Here is a 19,674-nt window from a genome sequence, read left to right as displayed (position 1 = left end):
CTACCTGCCCTTGCGAAGGAAACGTTCAAGAAGGAAGCCCCTCATGGCAATCGAATATCTGCACACCATGGTCCGCGCCAAGGACCTGGACAAGACGATGGAATTCTTCAAGCTTCTCGGCCTGAAGGAACGGCAGCGCAAGGATGTCGAGGCCGGGCGCTTCACGCTGGTCTTCATGTGCCCGCCCGAGCAGGACAACGGCATGGCCGATGTCGAGATCACCTACAATTGGGACGGCGACGACGCGCTCCCCGACGACAGCCGCCATTTCGGCCACCTGGCTTACCGCGTGGACGATATTTACGAGATGTGCGCGAAGTTGCAGGATGCGGGGGTGACGATCAACCGCCCGCCGCGCGACGGGCACATGGCCTTCGTGCGCTCGCCCGACAACATCTCGGTCGAGCTTCTGCAAAAAGGCGACGCGAAGGAGCCGCAAGAGCCGTGGGCGAGCATGGAAAACACCGGACACTGGTAGGCGCCGCCGCCGCGCTGGCGGTCTGGGCGGGTGCGGCCGACGCCCAGTGCCGACTGGCGCTGCTGCTGGGGCTGGACATCTCGTCCTCGGTCGACGCCCGCGAAGACGCGCTGCAGCGCCAGGGACTGGCCCGCGCGCTGCTGTCGCCGCAGGTGGTGCAAGCCGCGACCGCCATCCCCGACCAGCCCATCGCCCTGGCGGTTTTCGAATGGTCGGGGCGGTGGCAGCAGGACTTGCTGCTGGACTGGATCCTGCTCAGCAGCCCCGAAGACATGCAGCGGGCGAGCGATGCGATCGCCACGTCCCGGCGGTCCTACGCCGACTTCCCGACCGCGCTGGGATATGCGCTTGGCTATGCCTCGGGGCTGCTCGAGCGCGCGCCGCCCTGTCTTTTCAAGACGTTGGACGTCTCGGGCGACGGGATCAACAACGACGGGTTCGGGCCGGACCTGGCCTATCGAAACTTCCCCTTCGACGAAGTCACCGTGAACGGGCTGGTCGTCACCGGCCACGACGAGGCGGTGGTGACGTGGTACGCCCGCGAAGTGGTGCGCGGCCCCGCGTCCTTCGTCGAGGTCGCGCAAGGCTTCGAGGATTTCGAGCGCGCGATGCGGCGCAAGCTGGTCCGCGAAATGGGCGCCCGGGTGATCGGAGCGAGCGAGTGATCTGGCCCGCGCTGGCGCTGACCCTTGTCCTCGCCGCGCCGACGGATGCCGCCTGTCGCCAGGCCCTGGCGCTGGGCCTGGATATCTCGGGATCGGTGGACACGACCGAGTACCGATTGCAACTGGACGGGCTCGCGGCGGCATTGCAGCGCCCGAGGGTCGTGGCGGCACTGCTCGACGATCCGGAAACCCCCGTGGACCTGGCAATTTTCGAGTGGTCCGATCCGGGCCAGGTCCGGCTCACCCAGCGCTGGGCTTCGGTGGTCTCACGTAACGTGATTGACGATATCGCCGCGCGCCTGCGCGACGCCACGCGGCCCGCATTCGGGCCATCCACCGGGCTCGGTGCCGCGATGGCCTTCGGCGCGGGGCTTTTGGCCCAGCGCGCGGGCTGCTGGCAGCGCACGCTGGATATTTCCGGCGACGGGCCCCGCAACACCGGCCCCCGGCCCCGCGACGTGCGCGCGGGCGGCACGCTGGACGGGATCACGGTGAACGCGCTGGCCATCGGCGCGGACGCGCCATCTTCGGGCGACGCGCGGCAGGTCGAGATCGCCGAGCTGTCGTCCTATTTCAGGGCCGAAGTGATCCACGGCCCCGATGCCTTCGTCGAAACAGCGCTTGGCTTCGACGATTACGCCGACGCCATGGAGCGCAAGCTTCTGCGCGAGTTGCGGGTCGTGGTTCTGGGCGCCGCTCAGTAGATATAGCGGATCTGGTCGGTCCAATAACGCTCGACCCGGCGCAAGGTGCCGTTGATCAGGTCGATCTGGTCATGGCTCAGGACGCTGCGCGATTGCAGCCCCTCGGCGTGGCGCGCGAACAGGCGTCCCACGGTCTTGTGCACCTCGCGCCCCTTCTGGGTGAGCTTCACCCTAACGGCGCGGCGGTCGATTTCGCAGCGCTGGTGGTGCATGTAGCCCATCTCCACCAGCTTCTTCAAGTTGTAGGACACGTTCGAGCCCTGGTAGTAGCCGCGCGATTTCAGCTCGCCCGCGGTCACCTCGTTGTCGCCCACGTTGAACAGCAGCAGCGCCTGAACCGGATTGATCTCCAGCACGCCGACCCGTTCGAATTCATCCTTCAGCACATCCAGAAGCAGCCGGTGCAGTCGTTCGACCAGCGACAGCGTGTCCAGATATTCGGCGATGAACCCGCGGTCCTGGCCCGTCTCCACCCTTTGCAGAACGCTCATCATGATCCTCGTTTCACAGCTTCGGGGATCAAGATGCGCGGAATTGGCTAATTTTCCGTCAAGACGCGTCGTTTTTCTGCACGTGCCGGGCCATGTGCGCGCGGATGTCGTCCACCAGCGCGGCGAACCGGTCCGGCGGGGCCACCTGCCCGCTGACCCAAGTGTAAAGTTCTTGGTCGTTTTCGAACAGCATCTCTTCGTAAAGCGCCACCGTCTCGGGCGACAGCTCGGCCAGGCGGCCATCGGCATAAGCGCTCAGGATCAGGTCCATTTCCTTGATCCCGCGCCGCATCGATCGCATCTTCAGGCGCCGGAGCGTGATGTCGTCCACCCCGCTCATCGCGCGGTGTCCAGCGCAAGGCGCAGCCGCTTCTGAAGGCGCCCCAGCCGGTCGGCCTGCCGCACCATGTCGCGCTGCATCTCGCGCAGTTCGCCCATCATGTGGTGGATGTCCTCGGGCAGCGCCATCTCGTCGACGGGGGCCGAAAGCCCTTCCCCCTCGCCCGTCATCAGCCAGCGCAGGCTGACATTCAGAAGCCCGGCAAGGATGTTCAGACGCGCCGCGCGCGGCTCGGACAGGTCGTTTTCCCACGCCTCGACGGTGGCAGGCTTGATCCCCAGGCGCTGGGCCAGGTCCGCCTGGGTCATGCCCAGGGCCTCGCGCGCATCGGCCAGGCGGTCGCCGAAGGTCGCCGTCTCGTTCGAATACCAATCGTGTTCCACGTCTTCCATGGTCATCGCATCACCTCGGATCATTCGTTTTCATGTTGAAGGAACATGGGGCCGAGCCTAAGACATGCCAGCCTGACCTTACCTCCGGAGGACGACCATGGACCATCTTTCCGCGACATTGTCCCGCGTGAAACCCTCGCCCACCATCGCCGTCACCACCAAGGCGGCCGAGCTGAAGGCCGAGGGGCGCGACGTGATCGGCCTGGGCGCGGGCGAGCCGGATTTCGACACGCCCGACCACATCAAGGACGCGGCGAAGGCGGCCATCGACGCAGGCAAGACCAAGTACACCGCGCCCGACGGCATCATCGAGCTGAAGCAGGCGATCTGTGCCAAGTTCAAGCGCGACAACGGGCTCGACTACACGCCGAAGCAGGTCAGCGTCGGCACCGGCGGCAAGCAGATCCTCTACAACGCGCTGATGGCGACCCTGAACCCCGGCGACGAGGTCATCATCCCCGCGCCCTACTGGGTCAGCTACCCCGACATGGTGCTGTTGGGCGGCGGCGAGCCGGTGATCGTGGAATGCGGCATCGAGCAGGGCTTCAAGATGACGCCGAAGCAGCTCAACGACGCGATCACGCCCAAGACCAAGTGGCTGATCTTCAACTCGCCGTCGAACCCCACCGGCGCGGGCTACAGCCGCGACGAGCTGAAGGCGCTGACGGATGTGCTGGTGCATCATCCGCACGTGCTGGTGATGACCGACGACATGTACGAACACCTGCGCTTCGGCGATTTCGAGTTTACCACCCCCGCCCAGGTCGAGCCCGCGCTCTACGACCGCACGCTCACCTGCAACGGCGTCAGCAAAGCCTATTCCATGACCGGCTGGCGCATCGGCTACGCGGGCGGGCCGGAATGGCTGATCGCGGCCATGCGCAAGATCCAGTCGCAATCCACGTCGAACCCCTGTTCCATCAGCCAATGGGCGGCGGTCGAGGCGCTGAACGGCCCGCAGGACTTCCTGCAGGACTGGTGCGCCAGCTTCCAGGAACGCCGCGACCTGGTGGTGTCCGAGCTGAACGCGGCCAAGGGCATCACCTGCCCGACGCCCGACGGCGCGTTCTACGTCTACCCGTCCATCGCCGAGCTCATCGGCATGGTCAGCCCCGCGGGCACCGCCATCGACAGCGACGAAGCCTTCGCCACGGCGCTGCTGGAAGAGGAAGGCGTCGCCGTGGTCTTCGGCGCGGCCTTCGGCCTCTCGCCCGCCTTCCGCGTGAGCTACGCCACCTCCCATGCCGCGCTGACCGACGCCATGACCCGGATCAAGCGGTTCTGCGCGGGCTGCAGCTAGGCCGCCGCGGGCGCGCGCCACGGATCCGCGCGCGCCCTGCCCCATCTTTGTTCTTCCAAATATCCCGGCGCCACGGCGGCCGATAGCGGATGCGTCGGGCGGTGCTGCGACTTGCGCAAATCGGTCCCGATCCGCCATAAGCGCACCAGACCCGCGCAAAGGCCGACCCATGTCCGCAGAGCTTCCCGATTACTTCTTCCGGACCCGTGAAAACGGGGCCTTCGTGTTCCGCGTCGATGCAGAAAACCGCCAGCGCCGGATCGAGATGGACCAGATCGCCGTGGTCAACATCCGCAACGGCGAGATCAAGCCCCATGGCGACCGCGACCTCGACGAAGACGACATGGCCGCCATCACCACCTGGATGGAAGAGCGGCGCGCGACGCTGGCCTATCGCGACATCGACGACATCCTGCGCACCGTCGACCACCTGAACCAGACCGCGCACTGGGTCCAGACCAGGGCCACTGAAGAGCAGATCGACGCGGTCCTGAACCCGCTTCTGCTGTCGATGCACGACCTGCGATCGGTGCTGGTGCGCAAGCGGACCGACCGGATGCTGCGGGAACGCCAAGACCCCGAAAGCTGATCACCGCCCGAATTTTCGCCGAAAATTCGCGCCCCGGCTCACGTCCCTTCGGGGATGGCGAAGGTCAGCGACGCCCACAGGCTTTCCCAGACCGCGCCCATGCTCTCGACCGCCTCGGGCTTCGGCTCGCGCAGGAGCACCGAATCCACCAGGTAGGATTTGCCGGGCTCCACGGGCACCGTGACCAGGCCGCTCTTGTCGGTCATCAGCTTGGTGATCTCGACCGTGCCCTCGGCATCCTTGGCGAAGACCTCGACCTGGGCATCTCCGCGCGGCTCGCCTTCATACAGCACCTGCACGTCCAGCCCGTCGCTCATGTCGTCGGTATAGGGGTTTTCCAGCGCCACGATCTCGGTCAGCAGCCCGAAGCTGTGATCCTGCCCCGCGCCGTCGCCCACGGCGATCAGCGACTTGCCGTAGCGCGAATAGGCCTCGACCGGGCCTTCCTCGGGCAGGCCGCGATCGGCGTGGCTGCCCAGCACCCAGGCGGCATCCTTCGATTCCACGAAACTCACGAAATCCTCGTAGCTGTCGTATTCCAGCTCGTAGTCGCGGGTCACGTGGACCAGGATCGCCAGCCCTTCCCGGGTCGCTTCCAGGTTGACCGCCGGACGGTCGCCCGGGCGCCCGTCCACCGGGGCCATCTCGCCGCCCTGCTCCAGGTCGAAGCGCAGGAAGTTGTCCGGCAGATACGCGTAGGACGAGCCCTCGAATGCCTGGCCCACGCGGATCGCCGCGATGATGCGGAAGCCCGGCTCGGTCTGGTAGAGCACGGGCTCGATCCAGAATTCGTGGCTTTCGGCGGCGCCTGTGCTAAGTGCGCCGAAGGCAAGGATGGCGGCGAAGGATGCGCGGGACATGATGATTTTCCAATTGTTTGGCCTGCCCGTCAGGGTGGCGCGGGCGGCCGTGCTGTCAAGCGTGATTGCCTGCGCCGGGCTGCTGCTCGCGCTGATGTCATCGCCTGGCCTGGCGCACGAGGTGCAGCCGTCGGTGGCGGACCTGACCATCGCCGACGGCACGGTGACGCTGGATTTCGAAGCGACGCTCGAGCCCTTCGTCGCGGGCGTGGACCTGGAAGGCCTGCAAGATACCAACGCGTCCGACCGCGCGGACGAGGTGGACCGACTGCGCGCGCTCGACCCCGACGCCATGGCGCAGGCCTTCCGCGACCGCTTCGACGCCTTCGCCCGGCAGATCAGCGTCACGTCGGGCGACGCGCGGATCCCGCTGAGCCTGCAAAGCGTGGACGTGCCCGAGGTCGGCAATGTCGCGCTGCCGCGCCTGTCGGATTTCGTGGTCACCGGCGCCCTGCCCCCGGGTGACGCGCCGGTGATCGTCCAGTGGGACGCGAGCCTCGGCGCGCTGGTGCTGCGCCAGATGGAAGCGGGCCCCGAGGCCTATACCGGCTACCTCACCAACGGCGCCGAAAGCGCACCGATCCCGCGCGTGGGCCCGTCCTCGCAGACGTGGCTGCAGGCGTTCCTGGCCTATATCCCGGTGGGCTTCGAACATATCGTACCGCTCGGCCTCGATCACATCCTGTTCGTGCTGGGCCTGTTCTTCCTGTCCACCCACCTGGGCCCGCTCTTCTGGCAGGTCAGCGCCTTCACCCTGGCGCACACGGTCACGCTGGCCCTGGCCGCACTCGGCATCGTCAGCGTCTCGCCCGCCATCGTCGAGCCGCTGATCGCCGCCTCCATCGTCTATGTGGGGGTCGAGAACGTGCTGAGCCGGGGCATGACGCCGTGGCGGCCCGCGGTGGTGCTGGCCTTCGGGCTGCTGCACGGGCTGGGCTTCGCCGGCGTGCTCACGGAATACGGGCTCGGCACGTCGAACTTCGTGGCCAAGCTGATCGGCTTCAACGTGGGCGTCGAGCTGGGCCAGCTCTTCGTGATCGCGCTGGCCTTTGGGCTGGTCTTCATGGCGATGCGCGAATACGGGCGCGCGGCGGTCCAGCGCTTGCCCGCCTGGATCTCGCTGGGGCTGGCTTTCGTGATCGTGCCCGCGCTCTTCGCCGGGATGAGCCTCCTGGGCGTCACGTTGGAGGGCGGCCTGCTGCCCCTGGCGGCGACGATCGCGGTCCTGCTGGGCCTGTCGGGCGCGGCCCTGGCCTCGGAAGGCGACGATAGCTATCGCCAGAACGTGGCCAACCCCGCGTCGATCCTGATCGCATTGGTCGGGGCATACTGGTTCGTCGAACGGGTCTTTCTTTAGATCCGATCCCGATGCCGTCTGCGGATCGCTCGTGTGGGATCGGCCAAGGCAGGACAGGCATCCGCATCGCGGACGTCGCACCCCACGAAGGCAGCGAAAAAAGCCGCCCCGACCGGGGCGGCTGGCTGAAACCATGCTTCAGATGCGCGTCACGCCGCGACGGGCGACGTGGCGTAGGTCGTGACGCAGAATTCCGACAGCACATCGGCGTAATCGGCGTCCTGCGCGGCCATGTACAGGGTCGCGGCCAGCATGCCCTGCTTCGAGCCGCAATCGAAGCGGCGCCCCGAAAAGGCGAACCCGGCCAGCCCGATCCGGCGGATGCCCGCGGCGATGGCGTCGGTCAGCTGGTATTCACCGCCGGCACCCGGCTTGAGGGCATCGAGATCCGCGAAGATCGAGCCGTCCAGGATATACCGCCCGACGACGGCCTGGCGCGACGGCGCGTCGGCGACCGCGGGCTTTTCGACCATTCCGGACGAAAAGATCAGCTGGCCTTCGGTCCGCGACGGGGCGAGCACGCCATAGGACGACACCGCGTCCGGGTCGACCTCCATCGACGCGACCATGTGGCCCGCGTCGCAGCCCGCATAGGCTTCGACCATCTCGGCCAGGCATCCTTTCCCCACGATCAGATCGTCGGGAAGGATGACGGCGACGGCACCGGGCAGCGCGTGCTGGGCGGCACAATTGACGGCGTGGCCCAGACCCAGCGGCTCGTCCTGCATGACGAAGATCACCTCGTGCGTGGCCTCGTCCAACGCGGCGCGTTCCAGCTTGCGCGCGACCGAGTTCTTGCCGCGGCGGCGCAGCGTGCGGGTCAGGTCCGCGTCGTGGCGCACGTGCCGCTCGATGCTGGCCTTCGATGGGTGGCTGACGAAGATCATCCGCTCGATGCCCGCCTCGCGCGCCTCGTCGATGGCGTATTGGATCAGCGGCGTGTCGATGACGGGCAGCAGCTCTTTCGGCGTGGCCTTGGTGGCGGGCAGAAAGCGCGTGCCCAGTCCCGCGACGGGGAAAATGGCGGTGCGGACGGGGGCATTGGGCATGATCTGGGTCTCCTACTTTCTGCGACTGCGACGGCGACTGTTGCACCGCAGCATATCTGCTGATCGGGTACCGACCAAAGCGTTGCGCGGCCGGATTGGTTACCTCGAAAGGTTCGCGAGCGGCGATACATTGCCGGGCGTCCGTCCGGTTTTGCCCGTGCAACACGGCGGAATTTTGACAAGTTTGAGAAAGAATTATCGAAAATCGGCGAAATCGGCCGTCGGCGGAGCGCTCCGCGACAATCCGACCTGGCGCATTGAAAATCAGCCGGTTGCCCGCTATTTCAGCACGATATGATTGTATTGGCCCTGTCGCCCGCAGCCGGACAGGCCGGGCCGAGGGCATGGCAAGATGGGTGGAACCCGCCCGCGCCCGTTGCATTGCCATTCGACATCCTGTGTTCCCACCGCCAAGGTGCCTTCCATGACTCTCAGCAAGAAAGACCGGCACCTGCTGCCCACGCTGGCCACGCCCTATACCCGGATCGCCGTGATCGGGGCCGGGTCCTGGGGCACGGCCCTGGCTACCGTCGCACGGCGCGCGGGGCGCGAGGTCGTGATCTGGGGCCGCGACGCCAAGATCGTGGACGCCATCGCGACCCGCTCGGAAAATCCGAAATACCTGCCCGGCATCGCCCTGCCGCCGGGGATCGAGGCGACGACCGACATGGCCCACGCGCTGTCGAAGGCGGATGCGGTGCTGATCGTCACGCCGTCGACGACGCTGCGCAAGATCTGCGCGCAGCTGAAGCCGCACCTGCCGGACGGCGTGCCGGTGGCGCTCTGCGCCAAGGGGATCGAGGCGCGCACCGGCCTGCTGCTGGGCGAAGTCGCGGCCGAGGAGCTGCCCGGACACCCCATCGGCGCGCTGTCGGGTCCGACCTTCGCCCGCGAAACCGTGCTGGCCCATCCCACGGCCGCCACGGTCGCCTTCCATTTCCGCTACCGTGATCGCCTGGACCCGCAGGACAGCCCCGCCGCGCGGCTCGCGATCTCGATGAGCAGCGAATCCTTCCGCCCCTATATCAGCGACGACCTGGTGGGGGTCGAGATCGGCGGCGCGGTAAAGAACGTCATCGCCATCGCCTGCGGCATGATGTCGGGCGCGGGCTTCGCCGAGAACACGCGCGCGGCCCTGATCACCCGCGGCATGGACGAGATGAAGACGCTGGCCGAAGTGCTGGGCGGGCGGCGCGAAACCGTCACCGGCCTGTCTGGCGCGGGCGACCTGACCCTGACCTGCTCGTCCACCACGTCGCGGAACATGAGCCTGGGCACGCAGCTGGGCAAAGGCCTGAAGCGCGAAGACTGCTTCGACGGCAAGCCGGTCGTGGTCGAAGGCGAAGTGAACGCGATCTCGGTCATAGACCTGGCGGGGCGCATCGGTGTAAGCCTGCCCATCTGCGAAGCGGTCCACGCCGTGCTGCACCAGGGCGCGGACCTGACACATACCTTCCGCGACCTCTGGGCGCGGCCCATCGAAGCCGAGCCCAAGGCGCTCGGCATTTCCCTGGACCATCCATTTGGAGAGCACGCATGAGTGACGAATTCGTTCCCGGCTCGGATATGGGGGGCCGCCGTTTCGTGCTGGCCACCGACCTGGACGGCACCTTCCTGGGTGGCAGCGACGGCGACCGCCGCAGGCTCTATGACTGGATCGAGGTCAATCGCTCGACCATCGGGCTGATCTTCGTGACCGGCCGCGACCCCGATTTCATCGCCGAACTCTGCGACGGCGGCGTGCCCTGGCCCGAATACGTCGTGGGCGACGTGGGCACCACCATCGCGCAGATCGAGAACAAGCGCGTGTCGCCGATCAAGTCGCTCGAGGTCGAGATCGCCGAGAAATGGGGCGATGCGGGCGAACGTATCCGCGCCGAGCTGGCCGACGCCCCGGGCCTGACGCTGCAGCCGACCGAGTTCCGCTACCGCGTCAGCTACGACATGAACCCCGACGATTTCGACCCCGCCATCTGCGAGCGGGTGCGCGACATGGGGTTCGATCCGCTGACCTCGGACAACAAGTATTTCGACGTCCTGCCCAGGGGCATCAGCAAGGGCCCGTCGCTGAAGCGGCTGGTGGCCCATCTGGGCATTGCGCCCAACAAGGTGCTCTGCGCGGGCGACACGCTGAACGACCTGTCCATGCTGGAATGCGGCCTTCCGGCCGTGGCCGTCGGCGGGGCCGAAGCGGCGCTGGTGGACCGCGTGTCGCCCCTGTCCCATGTCCATGTCGCGACCGCCATCGGGGCCGCCGGGATCATCGAAGCGGTCGCCGAATTCGAATTGCACGACCTGCCCGAGGAAGCCTGATGCCGTCAGATCTTGTCATCGTCTATCACCGCCAGCCCTACGAAGAGGTCGAGGAAAACGGCCGGACCGTCTTCAAGGAAAACAAAAGCCCCAATGGCATCGTCCCGACCCTGAAGTCGTTTTTCGGGCGCGTGGACAAGGGGGCCTGGGTGGCGTGGAAACTGTCCGACACGCCCACGGACCCCGATTTCGAGCGGGTCGTGGAAATCGAAGACAGCTATGGCACCTATTCCGTGTCGCGCCTGCCCCTGACCGAAGCGCAGGTGAAATCCTTCTACCACGTCACGTCCAAGGAAGCGTTCTGGCCGATCCTGCACAGCTTCAAGGAAAAATACGACTACGACCCCGTCGACTGGCCCACCTTCCGCGAGGTGAATTGGGCCTTCGCCGAAGCCGCCGCCAACGAGGCGGCGCAGGGCGCGGTGGTCTGGGTGCACGACTACAACCTGTGGCTGGTGCCCGGCTATCTGCGCAAGCTACGCCCCGACCTGCGGATCAGCTTCTTCCACCACACCCCCTTCCCCGCCGCGGATATGTTCAACGTGCTGCCCTGGCGCCGCGAGATCATGGAATCGCTGCTGGCCGCCGACGTGGTGGGCTTCCACATCCCGCGCTATGCCGCCAATTTCGTCGGTGTCGCCGAATCGCTTTTCGACGTGCAGACCGGCCCGCGCCAGCCCGTGAACCCGGATTTCATCCGCGAACACGTGGCGCTGAGCGAACGGCGCGTGGCACAAGAAGTGACCTGGCAGGGCCACCGGGTGCACGTCCAGGCCTCCCCCGTCGGGGTTGACATGGACTACATCGCGGGCCGCGCCGGTACCGAAGAAACCCGCGCCGCCGCTCAGGCCATCCGCGAGGAACTGGGCGACGTGTCCATGGTCCTGTCGGTGGGCCGCACCGATTACACCAAGGGCGGCACCGACCAGCTGATGAGCTTCGAGCGGGTGCTGGACGAAAACCCCCACCTGCACGGCAAGGTGCGGCTGCTGCACGTCTCGGTCAGCGCCAACCGCAACATGACCGTCTACGAGGGTATCCAGAACGAGATCGAGCAGACCGTGGGCCGCATCAACGGCCGCTTCGGCACGTTCGACTGGACGCCGGTGACGCTGTTCTCGCGGGCGATCCCGTTCGACGACCTGGTGGCCTATTACCGCGCGGCGGACGTGGCCTGGATCACGCCGCTGGCCGACGGGATGAACCTGGTGGCCAAGGAATTCGCCGCCTGCCGCAGCGACAATCGCGGCGCGCTGGTGCTGTCGGAATTCGCCGGTGCCGCGGTGGAAATGGGCTCGGCGGTGCTGGCCAACCCGTTCTCGCACAAAAGCATGGACCGCGCGCTGCTGCAGGCGCTGGAGATGTCGGAAGAAGAGCAGGAAGCGCGGATGAAGGACATGCGCGCGACCATCGCGAAATACGACGTGCGCGCCTGGGCCGAAGACCAGATGGCGGGCTTTTCGGGCGAGGACGGCCAGATCGCGCCCTGACGGCCGGACGGGGCGACGGAACTTTCGAAAATTCCGTTCCGCGTTTTCTCAAGAAAACGCGCACCGCCGAGCGGTTCCGTCAGTTCGACAATTGCCGCGCGAAGCCTAGCCCGCCGCCGAAAAGCGACAGCGCCACCTGGATCGAGCTGACCGGCGACTCGGTCGCAAGCACCACGTCGCCGGGCATGATCTGCAGGTTCTTGGCACTGAAAAGCCCATCCGCCGTGGTCAGGTCGATGGCGAAAACCACCCGCTGCTGCCGGGGACCGCGCAGGCCCGCGTCCAGCGCCGAGGCCGGGTATTCCCGCAGCACAAGCACGCCCTCGGGATCGGCGCGCGTGTCGGTGATCCCGCCGATCAGCGATATCGCCTCGAGCGCGGTCACGCGGTCCTGGGGGAAATAGATGACATCTTCCTTGCCCGCCGCACCCAGCGCCAGGAAGTAGCGATCGTCCTGTTCCACGATAATCGTATCGCCCGAATGGACCAACGCATTCGCATCCGGGTTCTCATAGAGCCGCTTGAGCGAGGTCGAGTAATTCTTCTGTCCGCGTTGCAGCCGGATCCGCGGATTGCGCAAGGTCGGCGAAACGCCGCCCGACTGGCTGATCACCGACAGCACGGTGGTGTTGCGATCGCGCAGCGGCACAAGGCCGGGGCTGTTCACGCCCGCGGCCACCGACACGGCGTTCTGCGTGCCTTCGGCTAGCGCCAGCTGCACCTGCGACGACGGTGCGATGGCCGACAACCGGTTCTGGATGGCCAGCCGTGCGCTTTGCGGGCTCACCCCCGCGATCCGGACATCGCCCACGTAGGGCACGAAGACCGAGCCGCCGGGGCTCACGACCATCTCGCCCAGCGAGGTCGAGCGCTCTTCGATCCCCGTCAGAAGCGAGTTCTCGGAACTGTCCCAGATCCGGATCGCCACCGTGTCCCCGGGCCGGATCAACTGGCCCAGCGCGCCGTTCTGCGCCCGCGGCCAGCCGTCGGTGGGCACCGTGTTGACCGATGGCCAGGCCGCGACCGTGGGCAACAGCGCCCGGGTCACCGGGTAGAAGGCATAATCCGACGCTTCCGCAGCCGCCGGTCGGCTGATTTCCGAGCGAATCGCAGAGCCGCGCGGCAAGCCCGAGCAAGCGGCGAGCGCAAAAAGGAGAAGCCCGCCAAGACAGGCGGTTCCGATCCGTCGATTCACTGGTATCTCCTTGCGGCAGCAGGGCAGAATGGGGCCGTTTCGCCCGCGCGCTCAAGATACTAGGATAGGCCGGGAAGGCAATCGCGTATGAGGCAGTCGATGTCACAAGCCACGACGGCGCGACCCGTGGTGCTGATCGGTGCGGGCGGGCTCGTGGGGCGTCGGGTCTGCCGCGCCTGGCACCAGGCGGGTGTGCCGTTCCTGCGCGTGGGCCGCAGCGGTGACCTGGTCTGGAACCTGATCGGCGCGCCGCCGCCCTGCCCCGCCGCCCACGGCGCCAGCGTCGTCGTCCTGGCAGGCGTCACGCCCGTCACCGGCGGCGACCTGTCCGAGAATACCCGCCTCGCCCAGGCGGGCGTGGACGCCGCCCGTCGCTGGAACGCGGCGCATGTGTTCGTGACCTCGTCCTCGTCCATCTACGGGCCGACACCGCGCGATCCGGTCGGCGAAGACGCCCCTGCGGACCCGCGCGGCGCCTATGCCGAGGCCAAGCTCGCCATGGAGCACGCCACGCGGGCGCCCGATGTCACCGCGCTGCGGCTGGCCAACGTGGCGGGCGCGGCGCAACCCTTCCTGGCCATCGACGCCGGGGCCGCCCGGCTCGACGCCTTCCCGGACGCGCCCGACGCGCCCATGCGCAGCTTCATCGGCCCGGTCGCGCTGGCCCGCTGCCTCGCGTCGCTCGCCGCCGCGGTGGCCCACGGGCGGGCGCTGCCGCCGGTGCTGAACGTGGCCGCGCGCAGGCCGATCCCCATGCTCGACATCTTCCGGGCGGCGGGCGTGGACCCCGCGCGCATCCCCGCGCCGCAGGGCGCCGTGGCCTACGCCAATCTCGACACCGCGCGCCTGGCGGGGTTCTGGGACGTGCCGGAGCAGTCGGCGGACGCGCTCTGGTCGGAGGTCCGTGCAACCGATATGTCCCCCCCATGACGCCCGCCAAACGCCTTTTCGACCTGACACTGGCCCTGCTCATGGGAACGGTGCTGCTGATCCCGATCCTGGTCATCGCGGCGCTGGTGCTGATCCAGTCGGGACGCCCCGTATTCTACCCGTCCGAGCGGATGCGCGGGTTGGACGATCCGTTCGTGCTGTGGAAATTCCGCACCATGCGTCCCGATCCGGGCGATGGCGGCGTCACCGGGGGCGACAAGTCCGACCGGATCACGCCCATCGGCCGCGCCCTGCGGCGCACCCGCCTGGACGAGCTTCCGCAGCTCTGGAACGTGATCCGCGGCGATATCAGCTTCGTCGGGCCGCGCCCGCCGCTGCGCCGCTATACCGAGCTGTTTCCGGACCTCTACGAACGCGTCCTGCGCAGCCGCCCGGGCATCACCGGGCTGGCGACCTTGCGCTTCCACGGACACGAAGAGCGGCTGCTGGCCGCCTGCGCCACCGGGGCGGAAACCGAAGCCGTCTATTGCCGCCGCTGCGTGCCGCGCAAGGCGGCGCTGGACCTGATCTACCAGCGCAACCGCGACCTGTGCCTGGACCTGAAGCTCATGGCCGAGACGGCGCGCAAGGTGCTGGACCGGGCCTAGCGCAGGCCGGTATGGACCGCCTGCAGCTCGATATAGCCCAGCTGCGGCGACACGAACTGGCGCGACTGGCGCACCACGCCACGCCCGTCGATCCAATAGACGTTCTGCGCGGTCTGACCGTCTTCGGTGCGACACTCCTCGTCGATGCGGGTGGTCGCGAAGCTGCGGCCGGTGACGCTGACCGTGTCGCCGGACCGGCGCAGCGCGCAGAAGTAGCGGATCAGGTGGATATCCTCGTCGCCCAGCAGCCGGTAATGGTCGCGCACCACGCGCTCGGCCCCCCCGCGCAGGTCGGGAACCTGCGCGCTGGCGATATCGCTGCCGAAGCCCGCGGTGCTGACGACCTGGCCGTCCTTCAGCGACACGGCGGTGCCGTCCGGCGTGATCCAGGTGGTCACGTCGCGGTTCTGCGCGTGGGTCACCAGGCCCGCCTCGCTGCCGAGCTCGGGCACTTTCATCAGCATCAGATCGGCCGGGGACGCGTTCAGCTGCGCATCGGTCAGGGTGATGCGGGTGCTGGCATCGTCGCCCCGCCGGAACACGGAGGACAGCGCGCCGACGACCTCGCGCGTCAGCCCCCGCTCGTCCGAGCTGTCGCGGTTCGAGCATCCCGCGATCGCGGTCAGCGCGATCAGCGCGAGGATCGGCAGGCGCGCTGTCATGGTCATCTCCATACCCGGCCCCATTGGTCATCCAGCCCGTCTTCGTGGTAGCCGTTCACCCGGCCGTAAAGCCGACCGTCCACGGACAGCCGCGCCCCGCCATCGCGCGTCACGGGGCGCAGCGTGGTGCTCAACGATTGCTGCGTGGGCCGCCCGGTGAACCAGGCCACCGGGATCGACACGGAAATCCCCTTGTCGAAGGATCCTTCGCCGAATTCCTCGGCCGACACGTCGGTCTTGGTGGCGAATGCGCTCACCCGCCAGCCATTGTCGAAGACGCGGCTCAACGCCAGTGTCGCGCCCACGTCGCCCGCCAGGTAGCGGCCCACGTCCAGCCGCACGTCGAACTTGTCGTTCAGCTCGTAATAGGCCGACACGTGCCCCGTCGCGACCGAGTAGTCCCGGAACCCGAATTGCTGATCGAACTCGCGCTGCTTGACGTAGTTGAGCTCGATCCCAAGGCCCAGGCGGCTTTGCACCGGCTTCCACAGAAGCTCGGTCGACAGGCCGCCAAACATGCGCTCCAGGTAGCCCGCCGTCACCCGGCCATAGAGGTTCGGGCCCGGCTTGAAGTAATAGGCGGCCGTCAGGGTCTGCAGCGCGGGATCGCCCTCTTCGTTGTATTTCTTGAAATCGGTCCGGACCTTGGGCAGCACCGAATTGCTCTCGGTCGTGTCCTCGGTCAGGTTTCCGAACAATCGCTTCGTGACCGAGCCGGACAACACCACGCCGGGCCGCGGCTCGTAGGTGGCGCCCGCGCGGACGCCCACCGAATACCGGAACGGCGACGACGGCTGGAACAGCAGGCGCTGCGCGTAGGGCCCGATGGACCAGTCGAAGCGCGGGAACATGTCGGGGTTCAGCGACGCGCCCGGGTTCGATGCGCGCGCGTCCTCGATCCCCGCGACGGCGTTCAGCTGCGCCGCCGCGTTCGGCGCATAGACCAGGGCTTCAAGATCGGAACGGCGGATGACGACCGTCGACGCGGGCAGGCCGACAACGCTGGGCACGATGCGGAACGTCTCGACCGAGGCGGGCATGGTCGACGCCAGCGCGCGCGCCATGCGCCCCACGGCCTGCGCGTTCGCGTTGTAGCGGCTGTTGCGGAACCGCACCTCGACGACGTTCGGGCTGATGACTTCGAAGGACTCGATCTCGAGCCCTTGTTCCTCGACCACCTTGTCCAGCGCCGTCAGCAGCACCGACTGCGTGCGGGGGTTCTGCGCCCAGGTTTCCACCCACTTGTCGGGCGCGGCCTGGCGCGACGGGCGGGCCAGCAGCGGCGGCGGCGCGGGCCCGACGCTGGCGGGCACCGGCGGGCGGTTCGGATTGCCGACAAAGCTGACTTTCACTCCGATTTCCGAGCCGTACATGTAATAGGCGCCCAGCGTCGCGGCGTTGTTGACGCGATAGGTGACGCCGAAATTCAGCGGGCTATCGCGGGTCAGGATCCTGTCGGACCGATCGGTCCCCTGCTCGAGCTCGTAGATGTCCGAGCTATATTCGGCCAGAAGCGTCAAGCGGTCCGTGGGGCGGTAGATGACGCTCGCAAAGGGGGCTACGTCGCCCGAAAACCATTCCTCGATGTTGAAATTGCCGCCCTTTCCTACCTCGGTCTCGCCGCGCTCGCCGAGGCTGCCGATGGGCTTGTAACTTCCCAGACGCCCCCATCCCAGACCCGCCGTGACCGCCAGGCGGTCGCCGAAGGTCTTGGTGGCGACCACATATTCCGCGGACGAAAAGCCCGTTCCCGCGAAATCCTGCAGGCCGACCTTGATCGCGGGCAGGAAGCGGCTTTCCTTCAGCAGCCGGATCGAAATGTCGAAGCTGCGGTCCAGATAGTTCTCGTAATTCTCTTCATCCTGAAGGTTCAGGCCACCGAAGCGGGTATAGCGGAATGCGCCCTGCACCGCGGGCAAGCCCTGAAACGACAGGGTTCCGCGGGTGATATTGCCGAAATACCCGACGGTCAGAGCCAGCTCGCCCTCGGGCTGGTCCAAAGCCGTGGGCGTGTCGATGGCACCGGTCACGCCGTATAGGTTCAGCGTCGGGCGTTCGAAATCGGCGTGGGATGCGCCAGCGCCTGCCAGAAGCATCGCGCAGGCCGTGCAGGCGAGCCGTCTCATAGCTGTCACGGAGATCCCCTTCCTGCGGGCTTCCAGCGGGTTCGACGACATCTATGCCGATCACGGCACGCGGCGTAAAGACCGGCCGACACGACGCGACCGCGCAGCGGTGCGCGGGGGCAACGTCGGCAGGCATCCGCCGCTCAGGCGCGCGGCTCGACCGTGTCGGCGTCGCGCCGGTATCCCTCGACCCAGCGGCGCGCCACCGCGGCGGCCGCATCCACATCCGCCGTCGCCATGGCTTCGCGCAGCGACCGGATGGCCGACGCGACTTCGATCTCGCTCAGGCGGGCCTCGCGGACGGTGAAGATCTTTTCGTGCGACGTGGTCAGGTGGCCCTCGCCGATCACCAGTTCCTCGTGCAGCTTCTCGCCCGGCTTCAGCCCGATCTCGACGATGGCGATGTCGCCGTCGGGATCGGCCTCGCTGCGCACGGTGTAGCCGTGCTCGTCGATCAGGTGTTCGGCCAGGCGCCAGATCCGCACCGGCTCGCCCATGTCCAGCACGTAAACCTCGCCGCCTTGGGCCATGGACCCCGCCACGAGCACCAGGCTGACCGCTTCTTCCACGGTCATGAAGAAGCGCGTCACGTCGCGGTGGGTGACCGTGACGGGCCCGCCGCGGGCGATCTGTTCCTTGAAGAGCGGGATGACCGAGCCGGACGACCCGATCACGTTGCCGAAGCGCACGGTGGAAAAGATCGTCCGGTTGGCCCGCGCGGCCAGGTCTTGGATCACCAGTTCTGCCAGCCGCTTCGACGCGCCCATGACGTTGGTGGGACGCACCGCCTTGTCCGAGCTGACCAGCACGAACCGCTCGCATCCCGCGCGCATGGTCTCGCGCGCCAGCGTCCAGGTGCCCAGCACGTTGTTGGCCAGGCCCACCAGCGGGTTCTGTTCGACCAGCGTGACATGCTTGTAGGCGGCGGCATGCAGCACCACGTCGACGTCGTGATGCTCGATCACGTGGCGCACCAGGCGCGCTTCCGTGACCGAGCCCAGGATCGCCACAAGCTCGACATCCGCTTCCTGCGCTAGCGGGCGCAGGGCCTTTTCCACCTCGTAAAGCGCCAGTTCCGACAGTTCGAAGATCACCAGCTTGCGCGGCGCGCAGCTCAGCACCTGTCGGCACAGCTCCGAGCCGATCGAGCCGCCGCCGCCCGTGACCAGCACCGCGCGACCCGCGAATTCCTGCGTCGCCTGGTCGGATTGGCGGTCGCGCACCTCGCGCCCCATGATCCGCGCGGCCGACAGCGACACCAGCTTGTCGACCAGCGGCTCCTGCCCGATCAGCTGCGAAAAGGACGGCAGCGCCTGAACTTCCAGCCCGGCGGCGGTCAGCCGCTTGGCGATCTGCGATTGCTTGGGCCGCGACAGCGACGGCATGGCCAGAAGCACGCGCTCGACCTGGCGCTCCGCGACGATGGCCTCGATATCCATGGGGCGCAGCACCGGCAGGCCCGCGATGGTCAGGTTCTGCAGCGACGGGTTGTCGTCGACGAAGGCCACGGGCTCGATCGTGTCGTGGTGGACCAGCGCGCGCGCCAGCTGCATCCCCGTCGTGCCCGCGCCGTAGATCACCACGCGGCAGCGCTTGCCCTGCATCCGGTAGAAGGCCACCAGCACTTCCAGCATCACCAGCCGCGACGAGGCCAGCGCCACGAACAGCATCAGCCCGAAAACGATGAAGGTCGACGAATCGAGCGGCGCCGACGCGATGCGGTGCAGCGCGGCCGCGATCAGCGCCGAGATCAGCGACAGCACCCCCACCCAGCCGATGCCCTTGGCGTCATAGGCATTCAGCCGGATATTGGGGATCTTCAGGATCACCGATGTCACGCCGGTCATGCCCAGCAGCATGGCCAGTGTCAGCTGCCCGACGCCGCCGCCCAGCATGTCGGCCACCGGCGCCCCCATCAGCGCCAGCGCCGCCACGTAGGACAGCGCCGTCAGCGTCAGGTCCACCGTGACCAGGATGAAGCGCTTTTCCCGGCGGTCCAGCGACACGGCCCAGCGCGACATCAGATCCGCCAACGATCCTGCCGCGCCACGGAACCCGGCGGTGATTTGCGATCTGCGAGACGGCATCGGATCCTGTCGTGGCATGGTCGCGCCGACCCTTGCGG

At 67.4% G+C, this 19,674-nt stretch carries 21 protein-coding genes; 12 read left to right on the top strand and 9 right to left on the bottom strand.

Annotation, left to right across the window (positions count from 1 at the left end):
- The first annotated feature begins 43 nt into the window (after nt 1-43).
- Genes ILP92_RS08245 through ILP92_RS08235 form a run of 3 tightly spaced genes read left to right on the top strand, consistent with a single transcriptional unit; the run spans nt 44 to nt 1,847 of the window.
- Entirely contained in the window at nt 44-478 is a 435-nt protein-coding gene (locus tag ILP92_RS08245; RefSeq protein WP_198915901.1) for a VOC family protein, read from the top strand.
- A complete protein-coding gene (locus ILP92_RS08240; protein WP_198915900.1) occupies nt 445-1,143 on the top strand; it encodes a DUF1194 domain-containing protein in 699 nt (232 codons plus the stop codon). The genes ILP92_RS08245 and ILP92_RS08240 overlap by 34 nt, the downstream gene beginning before the upstream one ends.
- Nucleotides 1,140-1,847, top strand: a complete 708-nt coding sequence (locus tag ILP92_RS08235; protein WP_198915899.1) for a DUF1194 domain-containing protein — start codon at nt 1,140-1,142, stop codon at nt 1,845-1,847. Before ILP92_RS08240 ends, ILP92_RS08235 begins: the two co-directional genes overlap by 4 nt.
- On the opposite strand, the gene ILP92_RS08230 is transcribed toward ILP92_RS08235, so the two are convergent.
- The 3 genes from ILP92_RS08230 to ILP92_RS08220 are packed head-to-tail and all read right to left on the bottom strand — an operon-like array spanning nt 1,841 to nt 3,094.
- Complete coding sequence (locus ILP92_RS08230; RefSeq protein WP_198916020.1) at nt 1,841-2,338, bottom strand: MarR family winged helix-turn-helix transcriptional regulator; 498 nt, start codon at nt 2,336-2,338, stop codon at nt 1,841-1,843. The two genes, ILP92_RS08235 and ILP92_RS08230, sit on opposite strands and share 7 nt — an antisense overlap.
- A 58-nt stretch (nt 2,339-2,396) precedes the next feature.
- On the bottom strand, nt 2,397-2,678 hold the full coding sequence (locus ILP92_RS08225; protein WP_198915898.1) for an FAD assembly factor SdhE: 282 nt from the start codon (nt 2,676-2,678) through the stop codon (nt 2,397-2,399).
- The gene (locus ILP92_RS08220) at nt 2,675-3,094 is read right to left on the bottom strand and encodes a helix-turn-helix domain-containing protein (RefSeq protein ID WP_235971234.1); all 420 of its coding nucleotides are present in this window, start codon (nt 3,092-3,094) and stop codon (nt 2,675-2,677) included. The genes ILP92_RS08225 and ILP92_RS08220 overlap by 4 nt, the downstream gene beginning before the upstream one ends.
- Nucleotides 3,095-3,167: 73 nt before the next feature.
- Here ILP92_RS08220 and ILP92_RS08215 point away from each other — a divergent pair, with 73 nt between their 5' ends.
- Together ILP92_RS08215 and ILP92_RS08210 are read left to right on the top strand one after the other, a co-directional pair.
- Nucleotides 3,168-4,370: a pyridoxal phosphate-dependent aminotransferase gene (locus ILP92_RS08215; protein WP_198915897.1), complete on the top strand. Its 1,203-nt coding sequence runs from the start codon at nt 3,168-3,170 to the stop codon at nt 4,368-4,370.
- A 169-nt stretch (nt 4,371-4,539) separates the two neighbouring features.
- The gene (locus ILP92_RS08210) at nt 4,540-4,959 is read left to right on the top strand and encodes a hypothetical protein (protein WP_198915896.1); all 420 of its coding nucleotides are present in this window, start codon (nt 4,540-4,542) and stop codon (nt 4,957-4,959) included.
- 38 nt (nt 4,960-4,997) lie between these two features.
- Here the strand turns inward: ILP92_RS08210 and ILP92_RS08205 are convergent, their stop codons facing one another.
- Entirely contained in the window at nt 4,998-5,819 is an 822-nt protein-coding gene (locus tag ILP92_RS08205; RefSeq protein WP_198915895.1) for a DUF4198 domain-containing protein, read from the bottom strand.
- On the opposite strand from ILP92_RS08205, the gene ILP92_RS08200 reads away from it, so the two are divergent.
- Nucleotides 5,818-7,176, top strand: a complete 1,359-nt coding sequence (locus ILP92_RS08200) for a HupE/UreJ family protein (protein ID WP_235971232.1) — start codon at nt 5,818-5,820, stop codon at nt 7,174-7,176. The two genes, ILP92_RS08205 and ILP92_RS08200, sit on opposite strands and share 2 nt — an antisense overlap.
- Nucleotides 7,177-7,325: 149 nt before the next feature.
- Here the strand turns inward: ILP92_RS08200 and ILP92_RS08195 are convergent, their stop codons facing one another.
- Nucleotides 7,326-8,225, bottom strand: coding sequence for a UTP--glucose-1-phosphate uridylyltransferase (locus ILP92_RS08195; protein WP_198915894.1), 900 nt, complete (start codon nt 8,223-8,225; stop codon nt 7,326-7,328).
- Between ILP92_RS08195 and ILP92_RS08190 the strand changes: the two genes are divergently transcribed.
- The 4 genes from ILP92_RS08190 to ggpS all read left to right on the top strand — a co-directional run bounded on the left by ILP92_RS08190 (nt 8,224) and on the right by ggpS (nt 12,028).
- Nucleotides 8,224-8,523, top strand: coding sequence for a hypothetical protein (locus tag ILP92_RS08190; protein WP_198915893.1), 300 nt, complete (start codon nt 8,224-8,226; stop codon nt 8,521-8,523). The genes ILP92_RS08195 and ILP92_RS08190 overlap by 2 nt on opposite strands.
- A gap of 126 nt (nt 8,524-8,649) precedes the next feature.
- A complete protein-coding gene (locus tag ILP92_RS08185) occupies nt 8,650-9,765 on the top strand; it encodes an NAD(P)H-dependent glycerol-3-phosphate dehydrogenase (RefSeq protein ID WP_235971230.1) in 1,116 nt (371 codons plus the stop codon).
- Nucleotides 9,762-10,538, top strand: coding sequence for an HAD-IIB family hydrolase (locus ILP92_RS08180; RefSeq protein WP_198915891.1), 777 nt, complete (start codon nt 9,762-9,764; stop codon nt 10,536-10,538). The genes ILP92_RS08185 and ILP92_RS08180 overlap by 4 nt, the downstream gene beginning before the upstream one ends.
- Nucleotides 10,538-12,028, top strand: coding sequence for a glucosylglycerol-phosphate synthase (gene ggpS, locus ILP92_RS08175; RefSeq protein ID WP_198915890.1), 1,491 nt, complete (start codon nt 10,538-10,540; stop codon nt 12,026-12,028). Before ILP92_RS08180 ends, ggpS begins: the two co-directional genes overlap by 1 nt.
- Nucleotides 12,029-12,107: 79 nt before the next feature.
- Here ggpS and ILP92_RS08170 read toward each other — a convergent pair whose 3' ends face one another.
- On the bottom strand, nt 12,108-13,223 hold the full coding sequence (locus tag ILP92_RS08170; RefSeq protein WP_368667858.1) for a polysaccharide biosynthesis/export family protein: 1,116 nt from the start codon (nt 13,221-13,223) through the stop codon (nt 12,108-12,110).
- A 99-nt stretch (nt 13,224-13,322) separates the two neighbouring features.
- On the opposite strand from ILP92_RS08170, the gene ILP92_RS08165 reads away from it, so the two are divergent.
- Nucleotides 13,323-14,153, top strand: a complete 831-nt coding sequence (locus ILP92_RS08165) for an NAD-dependent epimerase/dehydratase family protein (protein WP_198915889.1) — start codon at nt 13,323-13,325, stop codon at nt 14,151-14,153.
- On the top strand, nt 14,150-14,761 hold the full coding sequence (locus tag ILP92_RS08160) for a sugar transferase (protein WP_198915888.1): 612 nt from the start codon (nt 14,150-14,152) through the stop codon (nt 14,759-14,761). The genes ILP92_RS08165 and ILP92_RS08160 overlap by 4 nt, the downstream gene beginning before the upstream one ends.
- On the opposite strand, the gene ILP92_RS08155 is transcribed toward ILP92_RS08160, so the two are convergent.
- The 3 genes from ILP92_RS08155 to ILP92_RS08145 form a co-directional block, all read right to left on the bottom strand.
- Nucleotides 14,758-15,423 carry a YjbF family lipoprotein gene (locus tag ILP92_RS08155; protein WP_198915887.1) on the bottom strand — a complete coding sequence of 222 codons (666 nt, stop codon included), beginning with the start codon at nt 15,421-15,423 and terminating at the stop codon, nt 14,758-14,760. The two genes, ILP92_RS08160 and ILP92_RS08155, sit on opposite strands and share 4 nt — an antisense overlap.
- Before the next feature lie 2 nt (nt 15,424-15,425).
- Nucleotides 15,426-17,549: a YjbH domain-containing protein gene (locus ILP92_RS08150; protein WP_198916016.1), complete on the bottom strand. Its 2,124-nt coding sequence runs from the start codon at nt 17,547-17,549 to the stop codon at nt 15,426-15,428.
- Nucleotides 17,550-17,692: 143 nt separating this feature from the next.
- On the bottom strand, nt 17,693-19,570 hold the full coding sequence (locus ILP92_RS08145) for a polysaccharide biosynthesis protein (protein ID WP_198915886.1): 1,878 nt from the start codon (nt 19,568-19,570) through the stop codon (nt 17,693-17,695).
- Nucleotides 19,571-19,674: the final 104 nt, after the last annotated feature.

Origin of the sequence: Palleronia pontilimi (genome assembly GCF_016412875.1) — a bacterium.
In the GTDB taxonomy this organism is placed as follows: domain Bacteria; phylum Pseudomonadota; class Alphaproteobacteria; order Rhodobacterales; family Rhodobacteraceae; genus Palleronia; species Palleronia pontilimi.
Note: the sequence above shows the minus strand (reverse complement) of the source record. Positions and strands in the feature narration are given on the sequence as shown.